The organism is Paenibacillus sp. R14(2021) (assembly GCF_019431355.1).
Classification (GTDB): domain Bacteria; phylum Bacillota; class Bacilli; order Paenibacillales; family Paenibacillaceae; genus Paenibacillus_Z.
In genome coordinates, this window is sequence record NZ_CP080269.1 from 1738794 (window position 1) to 1762427 (window position 23634).

General features: G+C 52.1%; 21 protein-coding genes and 1 other annotated feature. Of the genes, 5 read left to right on the forward strand and 16 right to left on the reverse strand.

Features of this window, described 5'->3' with window-relative positions; genetic code table 11:
* Position 1: 1 nt before the first annotated feature.
* The 7 genes from KXU80_RS08305 to KXU80_RS08335 all read right to left on the reverse strand — a co-directional run bounded on the left by KXU80_RS08305 (position 2) and on the right by KXU80_RS08335 (position 6961).
* A complete protein-coding gene (locus KXU80_RS08305) occupies positions 2 to 439 on the reverse strand; it encodes a hypothetical protein (protein WP_219837742.1) in 438 nt (145 codons plus the stop codon).
* Between the two features lie 189 nt (positions 440 to 628).
* Positions 629 to 892: a YlbG family protein gene (locus tag KXU80_RS08310; RefSeq protein ID WP_219837743.1), complete on the reverse strand. Its 264-nt coding sequence runs from the start codon at positions 890 to 892 to the stop codon at positions 629 to 631.
* 21 nt (positions 893 to 913) lie between these two features.
* Positions 914 to 1372: a YlbF/YmcA family competence regulator gene (locus KXU80_RS08315; RefSeq protein WP_219838935.1), complete on the reverse strand. Its 459-nt coding sequence runs from the start codon at positions 1370 to 1372 to the stop codon at positions 914 to 916.
* Positions 1373 to 1536: 164 nt separating this feature from the next.
* On the reverse strand, positions 1537 to 3207 hold the full coding sequence (locus tag KXU80_RS08320; protein WP_219837744.1) for a hypothetical protein: 1671 nt from the start codon (positions 3205 to 3207) through the stop codon (positions 1537 to 1539).
* Between the two features lie 140 nt (positions 3208 to 3347).
* A complete protein-coding gene (locus KXU80_RS08325) occupies positions 3348 to 5075 on the reverse strand; it encodes a DNA repair helicase XPB (protein WP_219837745.1) in 1728 nt (575 codons plus the stop codon).
* A gap of 131 nt (positions 5076 to 5206) precedes the next feature.
* Complete coding sequence (locus KXU80_RS08330; RefSeq protein WP_258171319.1) at positions 5207 to 5653, reverse strand: CBS domain-containing protein; 447 nt, start codon at positions 5651 to 5653, stop codon at positions 5207 to 5209.
* A gap of 129 nt (positions 5654 to 5782) precedes the next feature.
* Positions 5783 to 6961 (reverse strand): M20 family metallopeptidase, encoded by a 1179-nt coding sequence (locus KXU80_RS08335; protein ID WP_219838937.1) that lies wholly within the window; start codon positions 6959 to 6961, stop codon positions 5783 to 5785.
* A gap of 233 nt (positions 6962 to 7194) precedes the next feature.
* Between KXU80_RS08335 and KXU80_RS08340 the strand changes: the two genes are divergently transcribed.
* On the forward strand, positions 7195 to 7539 hold the full coding sequence (locus KXU80_RS08340; RefSeq protein WP_219837746.1) for a YugN family protein: 345 nt from the start codon (positions 7195 to 7197) through the stop codon (positions 7537 to 7539).
* Between the two features lie 18 nt (positions 7540 to 7557).
* On the forward strand, positions 7558 to 8748 hold the full coding sequence (gene ftsW / locus KXU80_RS08345; RefSeq protein ID WP_219837747.1) for a putative lipid II flippase FtsW: 1191 nt from the start codon (positions 7558 to 7560) through the stop codon (positions 8746 to 8748).
* A gap of 52 nt (positions 8749 to 8800) precedes the next feature.
* On the opposite strand, the gene KXU80_RS08350 is transcribed toward ftsW, so the two are convergent.
* Entirely contained in the window at positions 8801 to 9184 is a 384-nt protein-coding gene (locus KXU80_RS08350; protein ID WP_219837748.1) for an Asp23/Gls24 family envelope stress response protein, read from the reverse strand.
* Between the two features lie 258 nt (positions 9185 to 9442).
* Between KXU80_RS08350 and cax the strand changes: the two genes are divergently transcribed.
* Complete coding sequence (gene cax / locus KXU80_RS08355) at positions 9443 to 10504, forward strand: calcium/proton exchanger (RefSeq protein ID WP_219837749.1); 1062 nt, start codon at positions 9443 to 9445, stop codon at positions 10502 to 10504.
* Between the two features lie 103 nt (positions 10505 to 10607).
* Here the strand turns inward: cax and KXU80_RS08360 are convergent, their stop codons facing one another.
* From KXU80_RS08360 to KXU80_RS08380, 5 genes are all read right to left on the reverse strand, one after another.
* Positions 10608 to 10889, reverse strand: coding sequence for an Fpa/YlaN family protein (locus KXU80_RS08360; protein ID WP_219837750.1), 282 nt, complete (start codon positions 10887 to 10889; stop codon positions 10608 to 10610).
* Positions 10890 to 11025: 136 nt separating this feature from the next.
* Positions 11026 to 11265 (reverse strand): HPr family phosphocarrier protein, encoded by a 240-nt coding sequence (locus KXU80_RS08365; protein ID WP_219837751.1) that lies wholly within the window; start codon positions 11263 to 11265, stop codon positions 11026 to 11028.
* A gap of 75 nt (positions 11266 to 11340) precedes the next feature.
* Entirely contained in the window at positions 11341 to 12456 is a 1116-nt protein-coding gene (locus KXU80_RS08370; protein ID WP_219837752.1) for an aminopeptidase, read from the reverse strand.
* Positions 12457 to 12528: 72 nt separating this feature from the next.
* A complete protein-coding gene (locus KXU80_RS08375; protein ID WP_219837753.1) occupies positions 12529 to 13272 on the reverse strand; it encodes a hypothetical protein in 744 nt (247 codons plus the stop codon).
* Positions 13273 to 13394: 122 nt separating this feature from the next.
* On the reverse strand, positions 13395 to 15257 hold the full coding sequence (locus tag KXU80_RS08380) for a sensor domain-containing diguanylate cyclase (protein WP_219837754.1): 1863 nt from the start codon (positions 15255 to 15257) through the stop codon (positions 13395 to 13397).
* A 374-nt stretch (positions 15258 to 15631) separates the two neighbouring features.
* Here KXU80_RS08380 and rpsD point away from each other — a divergent pair, with 374 nt between their 5' ends.
* Positions 15632 to 16231: a 30S ribosomal protein S4 gene (gene rpsD, locus KXU80_RS08385; RefSeq protein ID WP_219837755.1), complete on the forward strand. Its 600-nt coding sequence runs from the start codon at positions 15632 to 15634 to the stop codon at positions 16229 to 16231.
* A gap of 48 nt (positions 16232 to 16279) precedes the next feature.
* On the opposite strand, the gene KXU80_RS08390 is transcribed toward rpsD, so the two are convergent.
* The 3 genes from KXU80_RS08390 to tyrS form a co-directional block, all read right to left on the reverse strand.
* Complete coding sequence (locus KXU80_RS08390; protein WP_219838938.1) at positions 16280 to 17836, reverse strand: flotillin lipid rafts scaffold protein FloT; 1557 nt, start codon at positions 17834 to 17836, stop codon at positions 16280 to 16282.
* A gap of 24 nt (positions 17837 to 17860) precedes the next feature.
* Positions 17861 to 18394, reverse strand: a complete 534-nt coding sequence (locus KXU80_RS08395) for an NfeD family membrane protein (RefSeq protein WP_219838939.1) — start codon at positions 18392 to 18394, stop codon at positions 17861 to 17863.
* Between the two features lie 289 nt (positions 18395 to 18683).
* A complete protein-coding gene (tyrS, locus tag KXU80_RS08400; protein ID WP_219838940.1) occupies positions 18684 to 19937 on the reverse strand; it encodes a tyrosine--tRNA ligase in 1254 nt (417 codons plus the stop codon).
* A gap of 48 nt (positions 19938 to 19985) precedes the next feature.
* Positions 19986 to 20267, reverse strand: a binding site (T-box leader).
* Between the two features lie 186 nt (positions 20268 to 20453).
* Between tyrS and KXU80_RS08405 the strand changes: the two genes are divergently transcribed.
* Entirely contained in the window at positions 20454 to 23564 is a 3111-nt protein-coding gene (locus KXU80_RS08405) for a transglycosylase domain-containing protein (RefSeq protein WP_219837756.1), read from the forward strand.
* Positions 23565 to 23634: the final 70 nt, after the last annotated feature.

Sequence of the window (23634 nt, forward strand, 5' to 3'; positions counted from 1 at the left end):
ATTATTTTCGTTTCCTGCTATTTTTAATCAACGTCATTCTTCTGGAATGCCGCAGCCATGAATAGTAAGATTTGAGATCGCGTAGTTCAATAGTCTCAGACATTCTTCCAAGAAATGTGACAACAATCATCTTGTGCAGCGGATTGCCCGCCAAGTCCGTTTCCCTCTCCAATACGGCGAATTCGGCCACAAACACCAAATCATCGTCGATAAGGTACACATCCTGCTCATTTCGGTAATAAGACTCGATACGACCTTGTTTCAAGCACTGCCACATGAAACCAGCTATGTCCTCAAAGCCTGTTTTCTCGCTTTCAACACGGTCAGACCAGCGGCTCTTGGCGTGGTTCGTGATGACAATATCCGCTACTTTCTTGTCGCCGAGTGCGACGTGAAACGACTCGTACGTATTCCATCTCTCCGTCGTCTTGTCTTTCATCGCGATCCACCCCTCCTCCGGTATTAGGCCTTATTATCTATATGTACTTTCCATTTAATTGTAGCATGCCTGTCCAAGATTTCAACAATAAAATAAAGTCGCACCAAATATGGTACTTATTGGATGATGAGTTGATAGAAAAATGCCCCCGTTCCAAGTTACTGTAGGCCGGGGGCATTTTACTAACCATTACAAGCTGTAAAAACGGGTTTTATCAGGCACGCCCTGCGTATACTCCGTCTTGATTTCATTACGATACGAACGCTCGATTCGTTTGACAAAGGGCAGCCGCCCCATGTTTCGTACGACGTCTTCTGCTCGATCAGCATTCATGTACATCACCACGTAATGCATTTTGCGTGACATGTAATGAACGGTTCCATATTTCTCTAACGTCCGGGCCGCTTTAAGATCGCTGACCCAAACGATATATCCGATACGTTCCGAAAACATGAATGCCTCTGTTCTCCTCTCTTATCCGCAGCCGCCGCTTCCGCAGCTGCAGGATCCGCCGCTTCCGCAGCCTCCGCCTTTAGGTAATGGATCATTGCTTGGCACCTTGATGGTATCCGATACTGAATTTGCGATCTGGAGCGCAATTTCATGCAGCAGATCATCGACAGCCTGTTCGGCGGCTTTAAACTTGCTGACGCATTCGATTTCATTGAGCTGGCGCTCAGCGTCCATGACTTTATCTTTCGCGGCGTGGAAGTCGGGATGAAACCGGCCGAAGCGCTCGCAGTCCTCGAATTGCTCCTTTGCTTTCGCAAACTGCTTCACAAGCTGCCGCACCTGCGGGTTCGCATCGACTACAGATTTCCAATATGCGTATTCGGCAACTTCCGCCGATAGGTTAACGAGATCGCCAATTTCGTAGGCTCGCAATAAGAGCTGCCCCATATCCAGCGATGATTGGCCGTTGCCTTCATACATGTCAAAAGCTTCGTAAGTCGGCAAATCCAATTCAAGCGCTTTGGGGTCCGATAACGGCATAGTCTCCATTCTATCTGCCCCCTCTATGATCAATAGGCTGTAGGCCTCACTTGTATAATACCATACCCTGCTTGCAAAAAGGTAGAGCCGGCTTCCAATTTGGACTAAATAGTGCCGATATGGCTAGGAAGAAGGATCATCATTTCCTGCCACATTTCGGGAAAGAGCATCACCGGTTCGGGCGTCTGCCTGTTTGAATGCACTTCTCGGTATCCAATAACCGCCCACCTGCCTTGATCGTCAACGATCCGTTCCGGCACGAATGCCGTTACGCCGCCTTCACAGTTTAGTTTAACCGACGTTCGCCAAATTAGTGCCTGTTCCAGCAGCTCCCTGCGCGTGGAATGATGATACGCCCTAAACTGTTTCAACCACATGACCGGAACCTCCTCGAGTCCGGTAAACAGCTGCTTGACGGATACTCGCTCCTGAAGCAGCTCATATGATGCCTGGCTTAAACGCCCCCGAGCAGGCGTCATCGGAAGGACTGGCTGCTGCAGCGGATCAGTACCCTCCAATGTTATCGTGAATGCTGCCTCGGCTGAATGGAGATAAGGCTTCATACTCGATTCAATCATGCGCGCCATTGTTTCAGGCAGCGGCTCTTCAATGAATGCTTCCAGCAAGGCTGTGATTTGACCGGCTGAATCATACATTTTCGCCGCTCGCTTAAAGCTGCCGGCATCCATATGGTAAACCGAGATATGATCGGTTCTGCGGCGGTCCGCAATCGATTCGAGCTGCCACCTAATCCGGTACGGGCAGAAGTGATGCACGTATATATCCCCGTCAGGCGTCATCTGCGCGGCTCCCGGCCAGCAATCCTCATCCACAGCTTCCGGCGCCTGATCGGGCTGCAGCGGATCAATCAGCCATCTCATGACGGTATTTCCCCGGTCGTCGGCAGCAAGCTCCAGCCAGCCCAACTGTTTAAGCAGCACGCACCAAGCTCGAATCGTCGATCGCTGCGGCTTGACAAGCACCTCTTGCGTGCCGATAAACAAGTGCTCGATCGTTAGACAACGATGCCACTGTCCATAAGGAAAGTGAAGCAGAACTGCAGCCCCTACTGCGGCAGAAGAATTGTGCGAGCATACGAGCCCAAGCAGCTCTTTCAGCAGCTGATTCTCCCTGGCAGCGGGATACTGATCAAGCCAAGACAGCCAAGTCTCCGGGTTCAGCTCGTACGCTGCCGGCTGCCGATCAATCAGCCATCTCTCTCGGTAAGCTGTATACAGAAGAAGAAGAAGGGGAAGTGGTGTTCCTTCGTTTTCTTCGTCCGCAGACGCTTCGATTCCGCCTAGCTCACGCAGAGCTTCCTCCGAAACAGACAGCTGTTCTAAGGCCTTTAGCTGAGCCCGCTTCGTGAGCGTACCGCCGCGCGTGCGTTTGAAGCCCGATTGCGCCAGTTGAGCCATCGCATGCACAAGCTGCAAGCTGAACAGGGGGACATACCCGCCATGATCTATAGCGCAGACTGTCAGCGGATCAACGGTTGTATCCGTCCCAGCAACGCTAATCGGCTGCTGACGTTCGTTAACCATCGCTGCATGCCAAACAAAGAAGCTGTCGGCGGGCAGCACGAACAGCTTCTCTCCCCAGCCTCTGCGGACGGCAAACACGATGCCTGCTTCGGCAAGCTGAAGCAGGCCGACGCGAAGGTCCGCCCCTGCCCTTCCCGGGCGCACAGCCTGCAGCAGCTGTTCTTCCTTAAACGGGGACATGCCGAATCCGCATAGGATGATCTCCAGCACGCAGGCTGCTTCGATCGGCAAGTTCCTCCATCCTTCGCTCGTGCACCTCCGATCTCGCAAGACTTCCGGCCACGCTGTCGGTGCGCACGAAGCCCATACCTTTCCATTCTTATAGTGTTCCTTTTCGATTTCTGACAGCTGGGAGAGGATTTCGTCTATGGTCACTGCGCCGCCTCCCGATTCTCCGCCTCAAGCGCAGCCAGCGATTCCTGCAGCTGTTCCCAGTCTGTCAGCGCATATCGATAACCCTGCTCCAGCAGAAACAGCTGACGTTTTCCCGCAAAATCAGTTTCTTTGGTCCCCTGCGTAACGACCGTATAGAAAAAGGCTTCATTGTCACCCGGCTTGGGCCGCAAGATCCGTCCGATCCGCTGCGCCTCCTCCTGCCGTGAGCCGTAGCTGCCGGACACCTGGATGGCAACGGCAGCATCAGGTAAGTCCACGGCGAAATTCGCGACCTTCGATACGATCAGCGTCCGAAGCTCGCCTGATTTGAACCGCTCATAGAGCTCGGCCCGCTCTTCATGCGGGAGCTCGCCCGTCAATACAGGTACGCCCAGCGTCTCGGAAAGTAGATGCAGCTGGGTTAAATATTGACCGATAATGAGCACCAGCTTGCCGGCATGGATGCGCAGCAGCTCGCGGACGACCTCGATCTTATCGCTATTTTCGCCAGCTATGCGAATTTTCATCTTCTCGTCAGCCGCAACGTAACGCTCAAGTGCCTCATGAGCGAGCGGAAGCCTGATCTCCGTGCAAGTCAGTGCTGCAATCCAATTGCGCGATTCCAGTGTTTTCCACGGCAGATCAAACCGTTTCGGCCCGATCAGGGAGAAGACATCCTCTTCCCGGCCGTCTTCTCTAACAAGCGTCGCCGTCAATCCAAGCCTTCGCGTCGCCTGCAGATCAGCCGTCATGCGAAAGACCGGCGCAGGCAGCAGATGCACCTCGTCATAGATGATCAATCCCCAGTTCCGCTCGCCGAAAATATGCATGTGCCCGTATTCATCGCTCTTCTGCCTGCGGCTCGTAAGAATTTGGTAGGTCGCGATCGTAACGGGCCTTACTTCCTTGGAGGCTGCCGCGTATGTGCCGATTTCGCTATCCGTTAGGGTCGTCTTATCCATCAGTTCGGCTTTCCATTGCTGGACCGAGGTCACATTGGACGTCAGAATCAAAGTATCGCACTGCAGTCTCGCCAGTGCAGCAATGCCGATAATCGTCTTGCCTGCACCGCAAGGCAAAACAAGCACGCCGCTTCCCCCGTCGGCTTGCCCCTCGCGATAAAATAAATTGACTGCCCGCTCCTGATAATCCCGCAGCTGAAATGATTTTTCCTTGAGCGTCTTCGACCGCAGCTCCACGTCCAGCGCTTCGCCATGGCGGTAGCCGGCCAAGTCCAGCACCGGATAGCCTAGCCGGATTAACTCCTGCTTCAACATCCCTCGTGCTTCGGGCCGCACGAATCGGCTCCCTGCCTTGTACGGAACTAGCAGCAGCAACTCCATGATTGACGGCCTCCCGCAAAGCTCCAACAAAAGTGATTCTTCGCCAAGAAGCAGCAGCTGCTTATCCGCCGTTTGCTGAAGCAGCAGTTTTCCGTAACGGTCCCCTAGCTTGCGGATCGTGCTGATAACCTGCAGGGGAACTTCATAACAGCTGTGCTCCGTCAACGCGCGAATCATTTCATCCGGCGTCATACCCGCCGAGGCAGCATTCCAGAGCGACATCGGCGTCATTCGGTACGTGTGGATATGACCCGGACGTTTCGTCAAATCCGCAAAGCGGCTAATCAGTTCCCTCGCGGCATCGGCAAGCTCGTGCCTGTCGTCCAGCAGTACCGTCAGATCCGCCTGCAAGCACAGCGCCCGATTCTCTCGTTTCAACATCTCATCATCTCCCGAATTCGCGATAATATGTCAGTATGAAGAATTCGGTCTGATTTTATGCATACACAAAGAAACGCAGCCCCGGCTTATCGGCCAGTGGCTGCGTTCTTTATCGCTGCTTAACTCAATGCTTAATGATAGGCGGCCTGTCCCTTTTCCCCGTTCTGCTCGGAGATTCTGCTAAGCGCATCACCGGCTTCATTAACGAAGATATCCCTCACGGCCAGATCGCCGATCGCAACAATACCGACAAGGCTGCCGTTCTCGACGACAGGCAAGCGGCGGATTTGATGATCAGCCATCAGTCTGGCAGCCTCATCCACCGAAGTGTTTGTTGTGATGGACCAAACATCTGTTGTCATGACTTCCGATACCGCAGTCGAGCCGGAATGCTTCTCGGCATAGCCTCGAACGACCAGGTCCCTGTCCGTAACGGTGCCAATCAGCTTCTTCCCGTCCACGATCGGCACGAAGCCGATATCGTGATCCCTCATTAATACGGCAAGCTCAAATACATTATCCTGCAGTGTCGCAGTGACGCAGTCTTTCGACATCAAATCCTTGACTAGTCGTTCCACAGTTGGTTGGCTCCCTCCTTGAGATGCATGCTTTCGTCTCTTAGAATAGCCCCGCTTGCGGCACGTCATACACAGGAGCGTGCGAACGGCCTTTTCCAGTATCTTCATGCCCTTCGCGGTACGCTGCGATTAGTTCAAGGCTGCCTCCGCGGCAAAATCCTCCGCCATGGAAATCATAAGCTTCGCCGATTTCAGCATTGCCCGTTCATCCAAATCAAACCTCGGGTGATGATGCGGAAACGTCGCGCCGCATTCCGGATTCCCCGCCCCAACGAACATGAAGCAGCCCTGCGCTTTCCGTAAGTAATACGTAAAGTCTTCTCCGGCCATAATTAAAGGCGACTCCTGAACTCCCTCCGGACCGAAAGCTTCCGCAGCTACTTTAAAGAAGCGTTCCGTTTCCTTGGCATCGTTAACGACTGTCGGATAACCGTTTCTGTATTCAAACGCAGCGCTTGCTCCGTACATCGCAGCCGTCTGGTGAACCAGCGCTTCAAGACGGCCTTTAATCAGGCTGCGGATGTCATCCGAGAATGTGCGGACCGTTCCTGTCATCCGGCAGCGCTCCGCAATGACATTCGCCGTTGCGCCGGCTTGTATCGAACCGATGGATACAACCGCCGGCTCCAGCGGGTTTACATTGCGGCTGACAATCGATTGCAGCGCTTGTATCATCGCGGAAGCAACCACAATGACATCTACCGTTTCATGCGGCAGGCCGCCATGCCCGCCTTTTCCCGTTATATCGATGTATATTTCATCCGGAGCCGCCATGAAAGGTCCCGGCCGAGAAGAAACCTTGCCGTACGGCAGCGGCGTCCAAAGATGCACGCCATATACGGCATCCACACCATCAAGCGCGCCGTCCGCGATCATCCCGATTGCTCCACCCGGGGATACTTCTTCCGCTGGCTGAAACAGCAGCCTGCGTTCGCCGGCAACCTGCTCCCTGTTCTCTTGATAGAAGCGCGCGATCGCAAGCATCGTTGACGTATGCGCGTCGTGACCGCATGCATGCATGACGCCTGGCACCTTAGAAGTATATGGCGTCGATTTCTCGTCTTGAATCGGCAGCGCATCGATATCTGTCCGAAGCGCAATGACCGGCCCTGGCAGCGCTCCGCGGATCGTCACGATAAGTCCGTACCCGCCTACGCCTTCGCGTACCTCGCAGCCCATTTCCCGGAGCCGTTCCGCGATCCAGGTGGACGTTTCCTTCTCATGAAAAGACAACTCAGGGTGCTGGTGCAAATATCTGCGCCAATTCACCATATCCGGATAAGCAGTTTGCAGCCGTGCTTCCAACATTGATTTTATATTCACGCTTACAAACCCCCTATTTATTTAAATCACTTTATCCCTCTATTGTAGCAGAAGGATGGTAGTCTTCGAAAGTTTTCAGCCAAATAAAGGGGATATTTTTCGTAAAAATGTCACTTTTGAAGTAGAATGTCAGATTGGCTGAGGCTTGCGCTGACCCTTGAAAAATACTATCATGTATAAGAAGAAAACCTTTCCTGAAGCTTGAAGGAGGATCATCGATGATTATTGAGAATACAGGCCTGAACGGCATGACAAGCGAACTTGCGCATCTTGACGAGTCCTCGGAGAAGCTTGGTTTCGTTCGCTGGCAATGGGAATATTACCGCGCAACGTACGATCTGAAGCTGGAAGACCGCACCAACCGTGAGGACTACTTCCTGCGCTTTAATGTCCGCGCAATTGAGGGCAAGCTGGAGTCCTCCCATGCTGTACTGCAAGTCGAATCCGTCTACATCGGACGAGCTACGTTTCCGCATGGACTCGACTACGAATCGCCTGTACCTCAGCCGATTCTGAATGCAGCGACGCAGCGCCTGCAAGAATTGAAGAAATTGCTTGCCTAACCCGCTATGTCTCCACAAATGAAAACAAAGACGAACGGCCTGCGCGGCAGGCCGGATTTCTTACTTCTCGTGCTCACACTCCTGCTCGTAGGTTTTGGGCTTATTATGGTTTTCAGCGCTAGTTCCAACACGGCAGTCATTTCGAAGAGCAACAACTTTGACGCCCTGTATTTCACGAAGCGTCAGCTGTTGTTCGCCGTTCTCGGCACCTTCAGCATGTTTGCCATCATGAACATCCCGTACACGGTATTCAAGAAGGGCTTTGTCTTCTACTTTGTTCCTGTCTTGTTTATGCTCATCCTCGTCCCGTTTATCGGCAAAGATATTAACGGTGCCCGAAGCTGGTTCGGCGTCGGGTCGCTTGGTATCCAGCCTACCGAGTTCGCGAAGCTCGGCCTCGTGCTCTATCTAGGCTCGCTGATTGCCAAGAAAGGCGAGAAGTTTAGGGACTTTAAGAAAGGCCTTATTCCCGTCTTCACGATTATTGCCGTAATCTGCGGACTGATTATGCTTCAGCCGGATCTTGGTGCCTGCATCGTCATTTCAATTGCGTCCCTGATTATAATCGTTGCCGGCGGCGCAAATTTAAAGCAGTTGTTTCTATCCGGTATCATTATTGCTTCCATTGTCGCATCATTGGTCAGTATCTCGGTCATGATCAATCCCGACAAATGGGATTACCGGTTCAATCGGTTTACAGCCTTCATGGATCCCTTGTCCGATATGCAGAATACGACCTTCCATCTCTCGCGTTCCTTGGAAGCGCTTGGCCACGGGGGCATAACAGGCGCCGGCTTCGGTCACAGCGTGCAGAAGCTCAAGTATATGCCTTATCCGTACAGCGATTTTATCTTCTCTGTCATAGCCGAAGAATTCGGATTTATCGGCAGCCTGCTCTTCTTGCTTTTTTATTTGTTTTACTTATGGCGAGGGCTGCTCGTCGCGCTTCGATGTCCAGACAGCTATGGCACGATCGTCGGCGTCGGCGTCGTTGCGCTGATTGCCGTGCAGGCCATCGTCAATATCGGCGGCGTGACAGGTGCGATGCCTCTTACGGGGGTTACGCTTCCCTTCATCAGCCATGGAGGATCATCGCTCATCGTCTGCTTAATGGGCATGGGCGTCCTGCTCAGTATTTCACGCGAATATAATCGTCCTGACGGACACGTACGGCCAGCCGCTAAACCGAATTCGAATTTGCGCAAATAAACATAACAAAGGCATGTCCCGGGAGGACATGCCTTTGTTATGTCGATCCTTACTATTTCAGACGAGCAGCCTCTTCTGCGATAGCCTCGTCTTCCTTGAAGGCAACGCCTTCTACTTTGATATTCACTTCGACGACGTGCAGCCCTGTCATGTTGGCAACCGTTTCCCGCACGTTCTCCTGCAATTGGCGGCAAACCTCTTGAATGGGAATGCCGTACTTCACGATAATCCGCAAATCGATCGCCGCTTCGAGCTGCCCCACTTCGACCGATACACCCTTTTGTGCGTTTTTGCCGCTGAGACGTTTGGCAAGACCTTCGGAAATCCCCCCGGACATTGCAGCAATGCCTGGAGTTTCAAGCGCAGCCAGCCCTGCGATCGTGGCGACTACGTCGTCTGAAATACGAATAATGCCGGTTTGAAGTTCTTCTGTCATGCCACTCACTCCTTATTCACCTTATGTTTCCATTGTAATGGAAGCGTACTTTCGAAGCAAGGTATTCACCTAAAGGTTCTAATAACTTTCCATGCTTGGTACGTGCTGTATTCCGACCTGGAACACTGGCATATTTGATCAGATCCCGGTGATAATATAACGAAATGCTTCCTTCCAGCGTTTACACATTCGCCAATTTCAGCTATAGTGTTAACAGATTTCCAATTCCCATAATCCGTAAATGAGGTGCCTTTACCATTGAATCAGAAATTGTTTTTCACCTTGCTCATCGCTTTATTCGTACTCAGCGGGATTAGCCATTATGCTCATTTCGGGACGATGATCGAATTCATTGTTTCGGCTGCCGCAATCCTCTTCGTAGCCGGCTTTCTCGGAAAAGCAACCGAGAGCGTCTCCCATTATGCCGGACAGCGCCTTGGCGGGTTTCTGAACGCGACCTTCGGCAACGCTGCCGAGCTGATCATCGCAATTTTCCTTGTGCGTGAAGGTCTCTTCGATATGGTAAAAGCAAGCATCACAGGCTCTATTATCGGCAACCTGCTTCTCGTCCTTGGAGCAAGCGTATTTCTCGGCGGGCTGAAATTCAAGGAACAGCGGTTCAACGTACAGCTGGCGAGCCACAATTCGTCACTAATGATTCTAGCCGTTATCGCACTCGGCATTCCGGCAATCTTCATTTCTACCCAGCATTTCTCACCGCATAAGTCGGAGCTGCTTAGCTTGACGATCGCCGTTATCCTAATCATCGCTTATATACTATGGCTTGTGTTCTCCATGATTACGCACAAGGACATGCTCGCGGACGTAGAAGAAACAACGCCTGATCATGGTGAAGAAGCTTCCTGGACCAAATCAACATCCATCTTGTTCCTGCTGCTTGCGACTGTCATGACCGCATTCGTCAGCGAATGGCTGGTCAGCACTTTACATACGTTCACAGCGAAATTCGGCTTCTCCGAAGTCTTTATCGGCGCCTTCCTGATTGCCATCGTCGGTAACGCCGCCGAGCACAGCGCAGCCGTCATTCTCGCGATGAAGAACAAAATCGGCGCAGCTGTGGAAATCGCAGTCGGAAGCAGCCTGCAGATCGCGCTGTTCGTAGCTCCGGTCCTGATTCTCATCAGTACGCTCTTCGGTGAAACCATGGATATTATCTTCACGCCGATCGAGCTGGCAGCCATTGCGGTTTCTGTCTTCATCGCCAAGTCCATCTCCAAAGACGGATCGACGAACTGGTACGAGGGCGCATTGCTCATCATCGTGTACATTATTCTCGGCATTTCGTTCTACCTCGTATAATGGTTACACCGCATAACGAAGAAGACGCTCCCACCTGGAGCGTCTTCTTCGTTATGTAAGAATCCAAAAAAAAAGCAGCTGCGTGATCGGCTGCCACTACATGCTACTTCTCCAAAGCTTCGTACAGCTGAGCCAAATTGCGTTCCAATTTGCTGATAATTTCTTTTCCAGCAAGCTCCGATACAAGTCCTGCACGAATCGCAAAATCGATTTCTCTGGAAAAGCCATATATTTGAGTATCCAGCACTTCTTCGTAGAGCGGACATTGTCTCGTCGTCAAGTTTTCCATTTGTACTTCGATTAACTTCTCGATTTTATTAGCATCCTCGTGAAGGAGATTGAGCGCTTTTTGATGCAAATGAATAAGAACATCGGATGAAGACATCGTACTCCTCCTTGTACATAAGCAGTTCGTCTTTATATTCTTTATATTAGACGAAATCAACCGAATGTACAAGGCTTAAACAAGAAGCGCCTCACCGAATGTTCGGTGAAGCGCTTCCTAAATCAATTAAAAAAAACTATTCGACCACTTGGACGTTTAGATTGTGTTTAGCGAATACGTCAGCCATGGCTGTTTTCGCTTCATCTGCATCCGGACCGTGTACGTGAAGCTCGTAGGAATGTCCGCCGACCAATGTTGTGAAAAGGCCGAGTATGCTTTTGACGTCAATATATTTATTCTCGGCTTGAAGAACGATGGACGACCGGAATTTGTTGGCCGTTTGGGAAATATCTACGATTGCCGCATTATTGGACATGGGAATCCCTCCATTATTTAGTTTGTGCTAGCTGTCATCATCATAACCCGATTTTCTTATTCATACAAGTGTCTTTTATTTCAAATTTTCGGGATTTAACCCTTCTAATTCGGGAATGACGAACCGACCGTCTTTTCGGATCAATACGTCGTCAAAATATACCTCGCCGCCGCCGTATTCCGGTCGTTGAATGAGCACGAGATCCCAGTGAACCGCCGATCTATTGCCGTTATCCGTTATCTCGTAAGCCTGCCCGGGCGTAAAGTGGAGACTGCCCGCGATCTTCTCATCGAATAACGTATCTTTCATCGGATGAAGGATGTACGGGTTGAAGCCCAGGCTGAATTCACCGATATAACGAGCGCCTTCGTCCGTATCCAAAATTTCGTTCAGCTTCTCGGTGTTGCTGCTGGTTGCCTCAACGATCTTGCCGTCTTGGAACGTGAACGTAATATTCTCGAATGTGACGCCGGAGTACACGGAAGGCGTGTTGTAAGCGATCGTGCCCTGAACGGAATTCCGGATCGGGCAGGTGTACACCTCGCCGTCAGGAATATTTCGCTCGCCTGAGCATTTGCTTGCCCCGATTCCCCTGATCGAGAACGTCAAATCCGTACCCGGAGCGGTGATGCGTACGCGGTCCGTTCGCTTCATGAGCGCTTCGAGGGGATCCATCGCTTTATCCATCTTGGCATAATCCAAATTGCATACGTCGAAGTAGAAATCTTCGAACGCCTCCGTGCTCATACTCGCAAGCTGTGCCATGGAATCGTTCGGATAGCGAAGGACGACCCATTTGGTATGCTTGACTCGCTGTTCGGAATGGATCGGATGGCGGTACAGCTTGTCATATAGCTTCATCTTGTCACTCGGGACATCCGCAAGCGCATTGATGTTTTCTCCCGAACGAATCGCTATGTAGCCCTGCATTGCCTGCATCCTCTTCAAATCAAATGAGGCCCACAGCTCGATTTGCTCCTCGGTCGCATTCATCAGCATGGCGCGCAGCACAGAACGATCGCTTGTTTCCACGAAAGGGCGTCCGCCGGCCTTGGCAACCTCTTCAACCAGGCATTTCGCAAGCTCCCGCTCCGAGCCGATCATATCGATAAGAACATTTTCCCCGGGTTGTACGTTGATGGAATAACTCACTAAATTCGCTGCAAGCTTCTGCATGCGTGGATCGCGCATAGTCATACCTCCAAAAAAAATTCGTTTCGTTCTCGTCCATCCTATCATGTTTCACGCGCTGCTGCACGACGGCTATAAATTGCCGCCGTCCGTCCGTTTGAAGGACAGCTTCGTCCGGTGTGATTCCTCGGCGCGCTGTCCTCTTGACGTAAAGTGAAGCAGCGTGTACTCCTCCATAGCAAGCGGCAGCAGCTTCTTACGGTCGATCACAAGCCGATAGGTCGTTTGTACGGTCAAGGTCGATAGCATCGCATTCAGCTCCTCCTTGGATTTCGCGAGTTCTTGCCGCCACGCTTTATCGAGCGATGACGAGCCCTGCGTCTCTGCTTTGACGGCTTGTTTGCTCTGCAGCTTGACGTTTAATTGACCCGGCGTCGTGTTCTCCAGTCGGTCAAATTCGCCGCGAAGCTTATTCGCCCACATGTTTGCAGCTTGCTTCGGGTCGGCGGTGATTCGCAGCACAGCCGTACGACCGCCTGACTTATCAGCCTCCAGCTCTGTTTTCAATGCTGTCGATTCTACCTGGCTCAGCAGCTTAAGCGGATGAAGCCCTTGCGCCAACACCCCTGCATCACTCGCTCTAAGCTGTACATCATCGTGATTCTCGACCGTCCCTTGAAACGTAGTCGCTATGCCCTCGCCGCCTGCACCCATCCCAATGCCTGTCTCACCTGTGAAGGTATACCGGTCCACGCTAGAGAGACCCGATACGCTGAGCGCAAGCAGCTCATGCGGCGACCTATTGTCCGATGCCGAGCCGCAGCTTGCAGACAGTACGCCTAGACAGCAGATCATGATGACTCCCCTTGATTTCATATTCGTATCATCCTCCTGTTCTTCTCCCCATTCAGCTAGCGTCTGTTAGAGCGCCGCCCTTTATGTACCAGCGGCAACAAAAAAAACGACAGCACGTTCGTGCCGTCGTTCCCGCATGTCTTCTATCCGATAAATATACGGTTGCGTCCATTCTTCTTCGCCTCGTACAAAGCCATATCTGCCCTGTAAAATAACGACTCGACGCTGATTTTTTCTTCTTCAAACGTCCATTCCGACAGTCCGCAGGAGACCGTTACCGCCGGATCGGTAAGTTCTTCAACCATGCTTCGTATCCGTTCCGCAATCCGATACGCTTGTGCAGAACGAATATGAGGCAAATAAATCGCCAGCTCCTCGCCGCCCCATCTGGCCGCAATATCGGAATCCCGAATACTGGAACGGATCACGTCGCTCACAATGATTAAAATGCTGTCGCCGATCAAATGCCCGTACGTATCATTAATGCGCTTGAAGTGATCGATATCCACCAAGACAAGCGAGCCGCACGGATCCTTCCGCTGACGCGACTGAATTTGCTCGTTAAGGTAATGGCGGGCATGCAGTCCGGTTAGATTGTCAGTAATGACCATCCGGCGTACTTCGGCATGCAGCGATGCATTGGATATGGCAAGTCCGATATGCGTGGACAGCACCTGGAGCAGCTTGAAATTCTCGTAGGAGAAGAAATTCGGGCTTCTGTGCGATACCATAATGACGCCGATTACTGACGTTCCCGACATCACCGGCGCGGCGATCAGCGACCTCGCGCCTGTACCGTCCATCAGGCTGGAATCCACCGCGCGGGTGGCCCAGTAATCCGATATAATCAAGGGCTCCTTCGAACTGTAGACCATGCCGCAGAACCCGTATTCCGTCGAATAAATCTCATTCGCCGCGGCCGGCACGTTGCTCGCCACGATCTGAAAATTGCTGTTATCCTTGCTGAGCTGCAGCAGATTGCAGTAATCAGCTTTAAAAATATTGAGCAGCTCGCTCATCGCAAATTCGAACACTTCATTCAAACGCAGCGATTGATTCAGCCGCTTCGTCAGCTCGTTAATGAGCTGCAGCTCGGTAATCAGCAAATTGGACTGCTCGAACAGCTTCGCATTCTCGAAGGCGGAGCCTGCCGTATCTGACAGCATCCCGAGCGACCGCAGCTCGGAATCCTCCCAATGCTCGTTGTTGATCGTCATGCTGAGCACGCCATATACCGCTTGTTTACCGCTCATCGGAATCGACAGCTTCGTTATTCCAGCTTCATCTGCATTTACAACGGGCCTTCCCGACAGAAAGGCTTGCGCGTTGCGATCATCCGTGGAATGACGGAGCTGCAGCGGTTTGACCCTGGCATCTCCATTTACGAAATCCTGGGATAAATACAAATTAACATCGGCATGCGGATATAATTTCTCCACATCGTCTAAGAGGACGTTGAGAACGGAATGAACATCGTTCTGATCATGGAGACGCTTCGCCACTTGGAACAAAATATCTCTGCCCTGCGCTTCTTTATCACTGATTTGCTGCTGTTTCATGATTTGGCTTACAGCGCTCAAATCGAATTTGTAATAGAAGATCCCGGCCAGCGCTTGAGCGGCTGCCTGAAGCAGGGCATAGAGTGCTCGGCATTCGCTGCCGTCGAACACCAAGCCGAGCAGCGCAAGATTCGTTTGATCATTCCATCTTGTTTTAATCGGAACGCTTATCTCCTGTTTGCCGGGAAGATCGCCTTCATGCGTATATTCCGACAATACCGTGCCATCCGAGTTTAGAAGCATGATTCTATGACATAGCAGCGGGGACGAAATCTTCGCGGCCCCCAGGTACCATTCTTGAAAAGACGCCTTCAATAAGGCTTCCACCGCTTCGTCGGCCACCGGAAGCTCCTTATGCTTTAACCAATTGACGGGCTGCTGCGTTTCATGGGAGTTGCCAACGATTTGGCCGGCGAGGTTCGTCAAATCGGAGTCCGTTCTTTTCATCCTACGCAGCACCGCCTTTCTTCGCAGTTGTATTCTTTGTCGAAAGCCTGAATCTGTCACTCTACTATACTTGAAATCTAGATTTATTGCACTAACTCCAATAGAAATAAATAGGACTTTAGTATCATTTTATATCAAGAGAATTCGAGACCTCGATCTTATCGCTATTTCACTTGACATTACCCGTTGAATTTATATAATATTTATAGTTGAATACATGGGAGCGGTTTTGTGTCACCCTCAAGAGACTGTCGCTAACGGACTGCGGCTGAACATTCCGGTTAGGCTTTCGTTGCTTGGCAATGAAGCGGAGACAGCACTCGGCGAAACACCCATTTTCAAACATCCCATTTGAAGAAGGAGTTTTACGACACATGTCAAGATATACAGGTCCTAAGTTTAAATTGAGCCGTCGCCTCGGCATCTCCCTTAGCGGAACAGGCAAAGAATTGAAACGCGCTTTCCCTCCTGGTCAACACGGCCCGGGCCAACGCAAAAAAATGAGTGGTTACGGTATTCAATTGCAAGAAAAACAAAAGCTTCGTCATATGTACGGAATGAACGAAAAACAATTCCGCAACCTGTTTGATAAAGCATCGAAACAAAAAGGTATCGCCGGTGAAAACTTCATGGCCCTTCTTGAGAGCCGTCTGGACAACTTGGTATACCGTCTTGGTTTCGCTAACTCCCGTGCAGGCGCACGTCAACTGGTTTCGCACGGTCACGTTACTGTGAACGGCAAAAAAGTCGACATCGCTTCGTACACGGTTTCCATCGGTGATGTAATCGGCCTGCGCGAGCGCAGCCGTACACAAAAATCGATCAAAGAAGCTTTGGAAGGCCGCAACTTCCTTCCAAACTACCTGGAATTCAACGACGCATCGCTTGAAGGTAAGTTCCTTCGTCTTCCTGAGCGCGCTGAGCTTCCGCAAGAGATCGACGAAAAACAAATCGTCGAGTTCTACAGCCGTTAATAAGCAAGAGGTGCAAAGCATATGCTTTGCATCTCTTTTTGCGTTCTACTAGGATTGCGTATCAGTCAGCAGACGCTTCGTCATGTCAGCCGCCGATGCAGACGCTGCGGCAGCCGCTTCAGACGCGCCAATCGCTCCTTCAATTGCCGATGCAGCTGTTGATTTTGAAGTAAGTCCTCTTACGAAAGCGTTCAGGTCAATGCCGGAAACGCTCTTCAGCATCTCTGGAGCCGTCGCCATAAGCGACGTGACATAATTGCTGAGGCGTGCCGCCCCTTCGCCATGGCCGGTATCCACGACCGTCAGTTTATCTATTGCTCCAATCGGCGCTGCCACTTTGCCGGCAAGCTCGGGAAGCATCTTCACGATGATGTCGAGAACCGCCGCTTCGCCGAACAACTCGAACGCGCGGGCAAGCTTTTCTTTTGCCTCGGCCTCTGCAAGACCGCGCAGTCGGATGACATCGGCCTCCGCCGTTCCTTTGGCGCGTTCGGCATCCGCGATTGCCAAGCCGTCCAGCCGTTTCTGCTCTGCATTTGCTTTCGCTTCCGCTTCGATCTGGTACTGTGCGGCGTCGGCTTCACGCATCCGCTTTGCTTTATCCGCTTCCGCCGCCTGCTCGACCGCATAGCGGTCCGCATCCGCTTTCTTCTTTACTTCCGCGTCATACTGCTTCTCGCGTCGCAGAATTTCTCTGCCCTCGAGGTCGATCTCCCGCTCCTTGCGGACGAGTTCGACCTGCATCTGCTCTTCAACCACCCTTTGCTTCGCGCGGGCCTCCTGAATTGCGTACGCTTGGTCCGCTTCTGCTTTCGCCGAATCCTGTTCCTTCTTGAAGGAAGCGACCTTCAGTTCCTTATCCTTCGAAGCTTCAGCGAGGTTCGTATCCCGGAGCAGTTCGGCCTTCTGCCCTTCCTCTTCGGCTCTAGCCTTCTGAATCCGGGAATCCCGTACGGCTTCCGCCTCGGCAATGTCTGCGTCCCGCTTGACGGCTGCGATTCTCGGCTTGCCGAGCGCGTCGAGATATCCATGCTTGTCGCGCAGGTCCTTGATCGTGAACGACACGATCTGCAAGCCCATTTTCTTCAGATCCCGCGCCGCGACGCCCTGCACTTCCTGTGCGAATTTATCCCTGTTGCGGTACACTTCCTCCACGGTCATGGAACCTAATATAGCGCGCAGATGACCTTCTAGTACCTCTTGCGCTTCCATCTTCAGCGATTCCGTCGGTTTGCCGAGGAACTGCTCTGCAGCCGTTGCTACGTCTTCAACCGCACCGCCGATTTTAATGATGGCAACGCCATCGCAAATGACAGGAACACCTTGTTCCGTGTACACTTCGGGCGTTGAGACATCCAGCTTATGCGATAACAGCGACAGAAAGTCCGCTTTCTGAAATATCGGAAGTATGAAAGCACCTCCGCCTCGGACGATTTTGTTCTTGCGTCCGGAATCGTCGGACGTGATGTTCCGGCTTCCCAGGAACGAGCCCGTGACGATCATCGCTTTGTCCGGTCCCACCGTCCGATATCTAGCCCAGAAGGCCAAGCCAAGCACGACCAATACGCCGACAACCGCAGCAGGAATAACAAGATAATCTGGCATCATGTACACGTTCTCCTCTCGTTTTTACAATTCGAGCTCCAGCTTGGATACGAGGAGCGTATGTGCGTCGATTCGAACTACGACAACACGGGTGCCCAATGGAATCAAGACGCCATCAAAGCTTGCCGCAATGTGATAGGTGAGACCGGCTAAGACTTTAACGGATACTTCGCCGAAGCCTGCAGCAGGGATGGGGACAGTAACTTCGCCGATTGCGCCGTTCAACTCCTGCATAGAGTAACCCGTCGAATTCTCGCTTCTCTCCATCGGCCTAACATAGAGGATGTAGATGCCGGCCGCCGCCATGCAGCCGCACAGAATCGCAAGCAAGATAACGATTGCGTTCCCAAGCGAGGTATGATGTTCCAACAGCAGCCCTGCTCCGCCGAAGACGGTAATACCGCCTACGATTGCCATCGGCTGCAGGATGGGATGACCATCCAGTGACAGGAAATCCAGCATTCCATCCAGCGCCAAGCTGAGCCAATCCCCCAAAACAACACTTACGACCGCAAATAAAATTCCACCGATCAGACAGCCTAAAAATACGCCTTCCAGAACCCTCCCTCCTCTCCTGTATCAAATTCCAATAATTTGAAGCGCATCCGGTATTTATTACGCCGCTCCTGCACTAAAGTTTCGCTAGCGAAAATCGTAACTGAACCTGCCGTATCGACGATTCATTCCGAACGCAAATCATCTGCGATGACTTACGAGACAACACCTTATTTGGTGTAAGCTCATAAACGCGGTACCATGCGGCATAATCGGACGACCGGTTTCACCGCCAACAGAAAGAAGCCTGCCGGCGCAGCGGTGCGCACAGCAAGCTTCTCGGCGGCTATTGTTAACGGAGCACGATTCTCGCGAATTTACGTTTGCCGACTTGAATAATGTCGCCGTCCGCGGGTGCAATCTCGGCCGTCCAATCTTCTACCTTCTCTTCGTTGATGCGAACGGCCCCCTGCTCGACGCTGCGTTTCGCTTCGCTGCTGGATGCCTGAAGAGCGAGCGTCGTAAGAAGCCTCAGAATGCCGATTGACCCGCCGTCCAAATCCGCCGGAGACAGAACGACCTCCTGGATGTCGCCTGGCAGCGCACGCTTCTGGAACACGGTAATAAAATGCTGCTCTGCAGCCGCCGCGGCCTCTTCGCCGTGGTACATGCGAACGAACGTGCGGGCAAGCTCCATCTTCACATCGCGCGGATGCAGACTTCCGTCTTCGATTCCGGTCCGCAGCGCCAGCAGCTCGTCGTCACCGAGATCCGTCGCAAGCTCGTAGTATTTGAACATCAGCCCGTCTGGAATGGACATCGATTTGCCGTAAATTTGGTTCGCTTCTTCGTCGATGCCGATATAATTGCCGAGGCTCTTGCTCATTTTGCTGACGCCGTCCAAGCCTTCGATGAGCGGTGTCATGATTGCGGCTTGTGCGGATTTGCCGTACTCCTTCTGCAGCGTGCGGCCCATGAGCAGATTGAACTTCTGGTCTGTTCCGCCAAGCTCTACGTCGCTCTCCAGCGCTACGGAATCATAGCCCTGCATCAGCGGGTAGAAGAATTCATGGATGCTGATCGGCTGTCCCGTCTGATACCGCTTCGTAAAATCATCCCGCTCCAGCATACGCGCAACCGTGACTTTGGCAGAGAGTGCTACCACATCCGCGAAGTTGAGCGGGCTAAGCCATTCGGAATTGTAATAAACCGTCGTCTTCGCCGGATCGAGCAGTTTGTAAATTTGCTTCTTGTACGTCTCCGCATTGCGTTTCACGTCTTCCTCGGTCAGCTGTCTGCGCGTCTCCGATTTCCCTGTCGGATCGCCGATCCGGCCCGTAAAATCACCGATAATGAGCTGCACCTCATGTCCGAGCTGCTGGAATTGTCTCAGCTTATGAAGGACGACCGTATGTCCAACATGAATGTCCGGTGCCGAAGGATCAAGCCCCAGCTTTACTTTTAGCGGCTTGCCTGCAGCCACGGATTGAACAACCTTTGCTTTCAGTTCTTCTTCAGGCACGATTTCAACGACGCCGCGGCGGATGACTTCCATTTGGCGTTCAACTTCCCGCTGCTGCGCGGCACTTAACTGCTCCCATTTCACCATACTGGCACCACTCCTGTCCGGAAAATAAAAAAATCCCTCTCGTCCTCAAGGGACGAGAAGGATTTGCTCGCGGTACCACCCTCGTTAGAGCCGCCGGCGCTGCGCACGATGTACACAGCATGACCGCCAATACGGCTCTCACTTCATTAGATAACGGATATCATCCGGAAACAGACTACTTGCGTGCTTTCCCGTTACAGAGGAAGCGCGGTTCGTCCGATCAGCTCAAGGCGGTAATTCGAATTGCGGCACGTACCGGTTTGCACCACCACCGGCTCTCTGAAATCGCCCCTCCGCAGCTCTACTGAAGCCTGTCAATGCGTTCACATATTCACTTTTCTTGTTACCACTTATAACACAAGAGACGGTTTGTAGTCAACGGGCACAGGAACCAAGATTGGAGAATTAGGAGATTATGGAGATGGTTGGGTATATTCGTCGGTCACCTACTCCAAATTCTCTGGTGATTTATGCTATAATAACTCTGTTAATTCGGAGGAGGCTAATCATCGTATGGATCAAGACCGTCAACAGAAAACAAAAGGATACAGCAAATGGCGGACTTTTGGTATCGTGACGCTCGTAACGTTCAAATGGCTATTTATTTTCGGGATATTGATCGGATTGTTTGCCGGAGCAGCCGTTGCTGGCTACGTGGCATCCTTCGTCAAAGACGATCCTATTCGCCCGCGCACAGAGATCGAAGCCAAGATCAACGAGAATGCGATTACGGGCTTTGTCTACTTTAATGATGGACAAACGCCAGTCGGTCAGCTGCGGACCGAAGAAGACCGCCGATTGATCAAGCGGAACGACATTCCGCAACAGGTCGTCAATGCCGTTCTCGCGACGGAGGACAATAATTTCTATAAACATATCGGCGTCGATTTCAACGGTCTTGCGCGTGCCGTCAAGCAGAAGCTGCTGAACGAAGATACGCAAACCGGCGGAAGCACGCTTACCCAGCAGCTGGCCCGTCAAGTATTTCTCACGCTGGACAAGACGGACAGCCGTAAAGCTAAGGAAATCTTCCTCTCGCTGCGTCTCGAGCGCTTCATGACGAAGGACGAGATTCTGACAGCCTACCTTAATAAAGTACAGTTCGGGACAGGCAACAGCGGTTACAACCTGTATGGCATTAAAGCCGCAGCCAAAGGGATTTTCAACATTACGGATTTGAGCCAGCTCAATATTGCGCAATCCGCCTATCTGGCCGGCTTGCCTCAGCGCCCATCTGCGTATACCGCATTTACCAGCAAAGGCAAGTTTAATCCGTCCGGCTTCAAGCTGGCCGTCGACCGGCAGCATATCGTGCTTATGCGCATGCTGCAGACAGCCCGTATCAGCCCCGAGCAGTATAACGAAGCCATGAGCTTCGATATTAAGAATTCACTTGCAAAGCCAACCGAGAAGGCATACTCGACATTCCCCTTCCTCATGCTTGAATCAGAGCGGCAAGCGGCAGAAATTCTGCTCATGCAGAAGGATCCAAATCTAAGCCAAGAAGACGTAAGGAAGAAAGAGAATGCACCGCTGCTTGAAGATGCGCGCGAGCATCTGCTGCGGGGCGGCTATCATATTTACACGACCATTGATAAAAAGGTATACAATTCCATGCATAAAGTCGGCGCCGATCCTAACAACTTCGATTCGGACAGCAAAGAGAAAGGGATGGAGCAGACCGGAGCCATCATGTTGGATCATAAGACAGGCGCTATTCTAGGCATGCTGGAAGGCCGCGATTTCTATACGGAGCAGCTCAACCACGCCACGCAGATGACGCGTCAGCCCGGGTCCACGATGAAGCCGATCGCCGCGTATTTGCCGGCCATCGACAAAGGACTCATTCAACCGGCAAGCGTCATCGATGATTCGCCAATTGTCATGAAAGATGGTCAGAAGGGCTTCCATATTCCGATGAACGTTACGAAGAAGTTCTACGGTCTGGTAACAGCCCGCGACGCGCTCAATCGTTCTCTGAACATTCCGGCACTCAAAATCTTCAATCAGAAGGTCACGATTCCGGAAGCATGGAAATTCGCCCGCAAGCTCGGCATTACGTCCATCAAGCCGGAAGACGAATATGCGCAAACCGGCGTAATCGGGGGCCTCAGCATCGGCGTTTCCGTCGAAGAGCTCACGAACGCATACGGCGCAATTGCAAATAACGGCGTATTCAACGACGCCTATATGATCAGCAAAATTACCGATGCCGACGGAAATGTCGTCTACGAGCACGAAGCCAAGCCGCTTCGCGCGTTCTCGGAGCAAACCGCATTCCTGATGACGGATATGCTGCGCACCGTCATTTCGGATCCGCGTGGATCCGGTCACAGCATTATGTCGCTGTTCAAGAATTACGGCAAAGTTCCAGTCGTCGGCAAAACAGGTTCCACGCAAAGCTACGGCGATGTCTGGTTCATGGGCTTCTCGCCGGACATTACGCTTGGCGTATGGGTTGGTTACGAGAAACAGATTTACTCCCTCTCCAAGGAAGGAAGAAACCGCGCCCGGATCGTCTGGTCTCAAATCATGAACGAGGTTACAGCCGAGCGGCCGGAGTTATTCAAGACCAAACATTTTACGATGCCATCAGGTATCGTAAAATCAACCGTATCCAGTGTGAGCGGCAAGCTGCCAACAAGTCTTACCCGCAGCGAGGGCAAGCTGGTAACGGATTGGTTCAACCGTAAATTCCTGCCGAAGGATTCTGACGACGCACTGGTCAAAATGGCCGTCATTTCCTATAACGGCGTAAACTATATTCCGCAGCCGACAACGCCTTCAGATATGGTCAAGGAGCAGACCGTTGTTAAACGGGAGAAACCGCTGGATGAGCTTATGCAGGAAATCGAAGCCGCACAGGCCAAGCTTCCGCAAGACAGCCGCAAGCCAATGAGCGTGTATTTGCCGGAGGATGCGGATCGGGATGCGCCTTCGATCGTCGATCCGCGAGTCGACGACGGCAGCGCCCCGTCTGCACCGGCAAACGTTAGGATTGAAGCGGTATCCTCCGCCAGCGCCTATCGAATTTCCTTCTCGGCTGCACCGCAGAAGGATGTCGTCGGGTACCGGTTATACCGCGCCGTTAATGACGGGCCGTTCACGAACGCTGGCAGCCCGGTTATGACAGGACAAGAGACCAAGTTTATCAACTATGCCGGAGCTGGAATTTACAGCTACTATGTCACAGCCGTAGACGTCGCCGGCAAAGAATCAGCGCCGAGTATAATCGTTTCCTCGAGCGGCAGCTATACGCAGCAATTGCCGGATACCAAGCCGGGGAAAGGCAGCGACGCAGACGACATTACGACGCTGCCGGATACGGGAGCACCGCAGGGAACGGATACAGGCCTTGCCGCCCCCTCCGCACCGATGAATATCTCCGTGTCGGGAACAGAAATCGGAATTAAACTGACTTGGTCGGATAATGCAACCTCCGAACAAGTCACGCAATATAACGTTTATTACAGTACGACAAGCAACGGGAAGTTCAAAAAAATCGGGTCAACGAACGAAGCGCGGTTTGAGTACGTATCCCCGCTGACCAGCGGCTACTTCCAAGTTACCGCGGTCAACGATACCGGTGAATCGGCAGCTTCCGAGCCAGTCAGCATTCAATAAGCACGGCAAAGAACCGTCCGGCCCATCGCAATGATGGATACCGGACGGTTCTTTGCTTGCCGCTTGCCGC

Coding starts and splice junctions, on each gene's coding strand:
- KXU80_RS08305 (WP_219837742.1), bottom strand. CDS start 439: ATGAAAGACAAGACGACGGAGAGATGGAATACGTACGAGTCGTTTCAC.
- KXU80_RS08310 (WP_219837743.1), bottom strand. CDS start 892: ATGTTTTCGGAACGTATCGGATATATCGTTTGGGTCAGCGATCTTAAA.
- KXU80_RS08315 (WP_219838935.1), bottom strand. CDS start 1,372: ATGTATGAAGGCAACGGCCAATCATCGCTGGATATGGGGCAGCTCTTA.
- KXU80_RS08325 (WP_219837745.1), bottom strand. CDS start 5,075: ATGTTGAAACGAGAGAATCGGGCGCTGTGCTTGCAGGCGGATCTGACG.
- KXU80_RS08335 (WP_219838937.1), bottom strand. CDS start 6,961: ATGTTGGAAGCACGGCTGCAAACTGCTTATCCGGATATGGTGAATTGG.
- KXU80_RS08340 (WP_219837746.1), top strand. CDS start 7,195: ATGATTATTGAGAATACAGGCCTGAACGGCATGACAAGCGAACTTGCG.
- ftsW (WP_219837747.1), top strand. CDS start 7,558: ATGAAAACAAAGACGAACGGCCTGCGCGGCAGGCCGGATTTCTTACTT.
- KXU80_RS08350 (WP_219837748.1), bottom strand. CDS start 9,184: ATGACAGAAGAACTTCAAACCGGCATTATTCGTATTTCAGACGACGTA.
- KXU80_RS08360 (WP_219837750.1), bottom strand. CDS start 10,889: ATGTCTTCATCCGATGTTCTTATTCATTTGCATCAAAAAGCGCTCAAT.
- KXU80_RS08365 (WP_219837751.1), bottom strand. CDS start 11,265: ATGTCCAATAATGCGGCAATCGTAGATATTTCCCAAACGGCCAACAAA.
- KXU80_RS08370 (WP_219837752.1), bottom strand. CDS start 12,456: ATGCGCGATCCACGCATGCAGAAGCTTGCAGCGAATTTAGTGAGTTAT.
- KXU80_RS08375 (WP_219837753.1), bottom strand. CDS start 13,272: ATGAAATCAAGGGGAGTCATCATGATCTGCTGTCTAGGCGTACTGTCT.
- KXU80_RS08380 (WP_219837754.1), bottom strand. CDS start 15,257: ATGAAAAGAACGGACTCCGATTTGACGAACCTCGCCGGCCAAATCGTT.
- rpsD (WP_219837755.1), top strand. CDS start 15,632: ATGTCAAGATATACAGGTCCTAAGTTTAAATTGAGCCGTCGCCTCGGC.
- KXU80_RS08390 (WP_219838938.1), bottom strand. CDS start 17,836: ATGCCAGATTATCTTGTTATTCCTGCTGCGGTTGTCGGCGTATTGGTC.
- KXU80_RS08405 (WP_219837756.1), top strand. CDS start 20,454: ATGGATCAAGACCGTCAACAGAAAACAAAAGGATACAGCAAATGGCGG.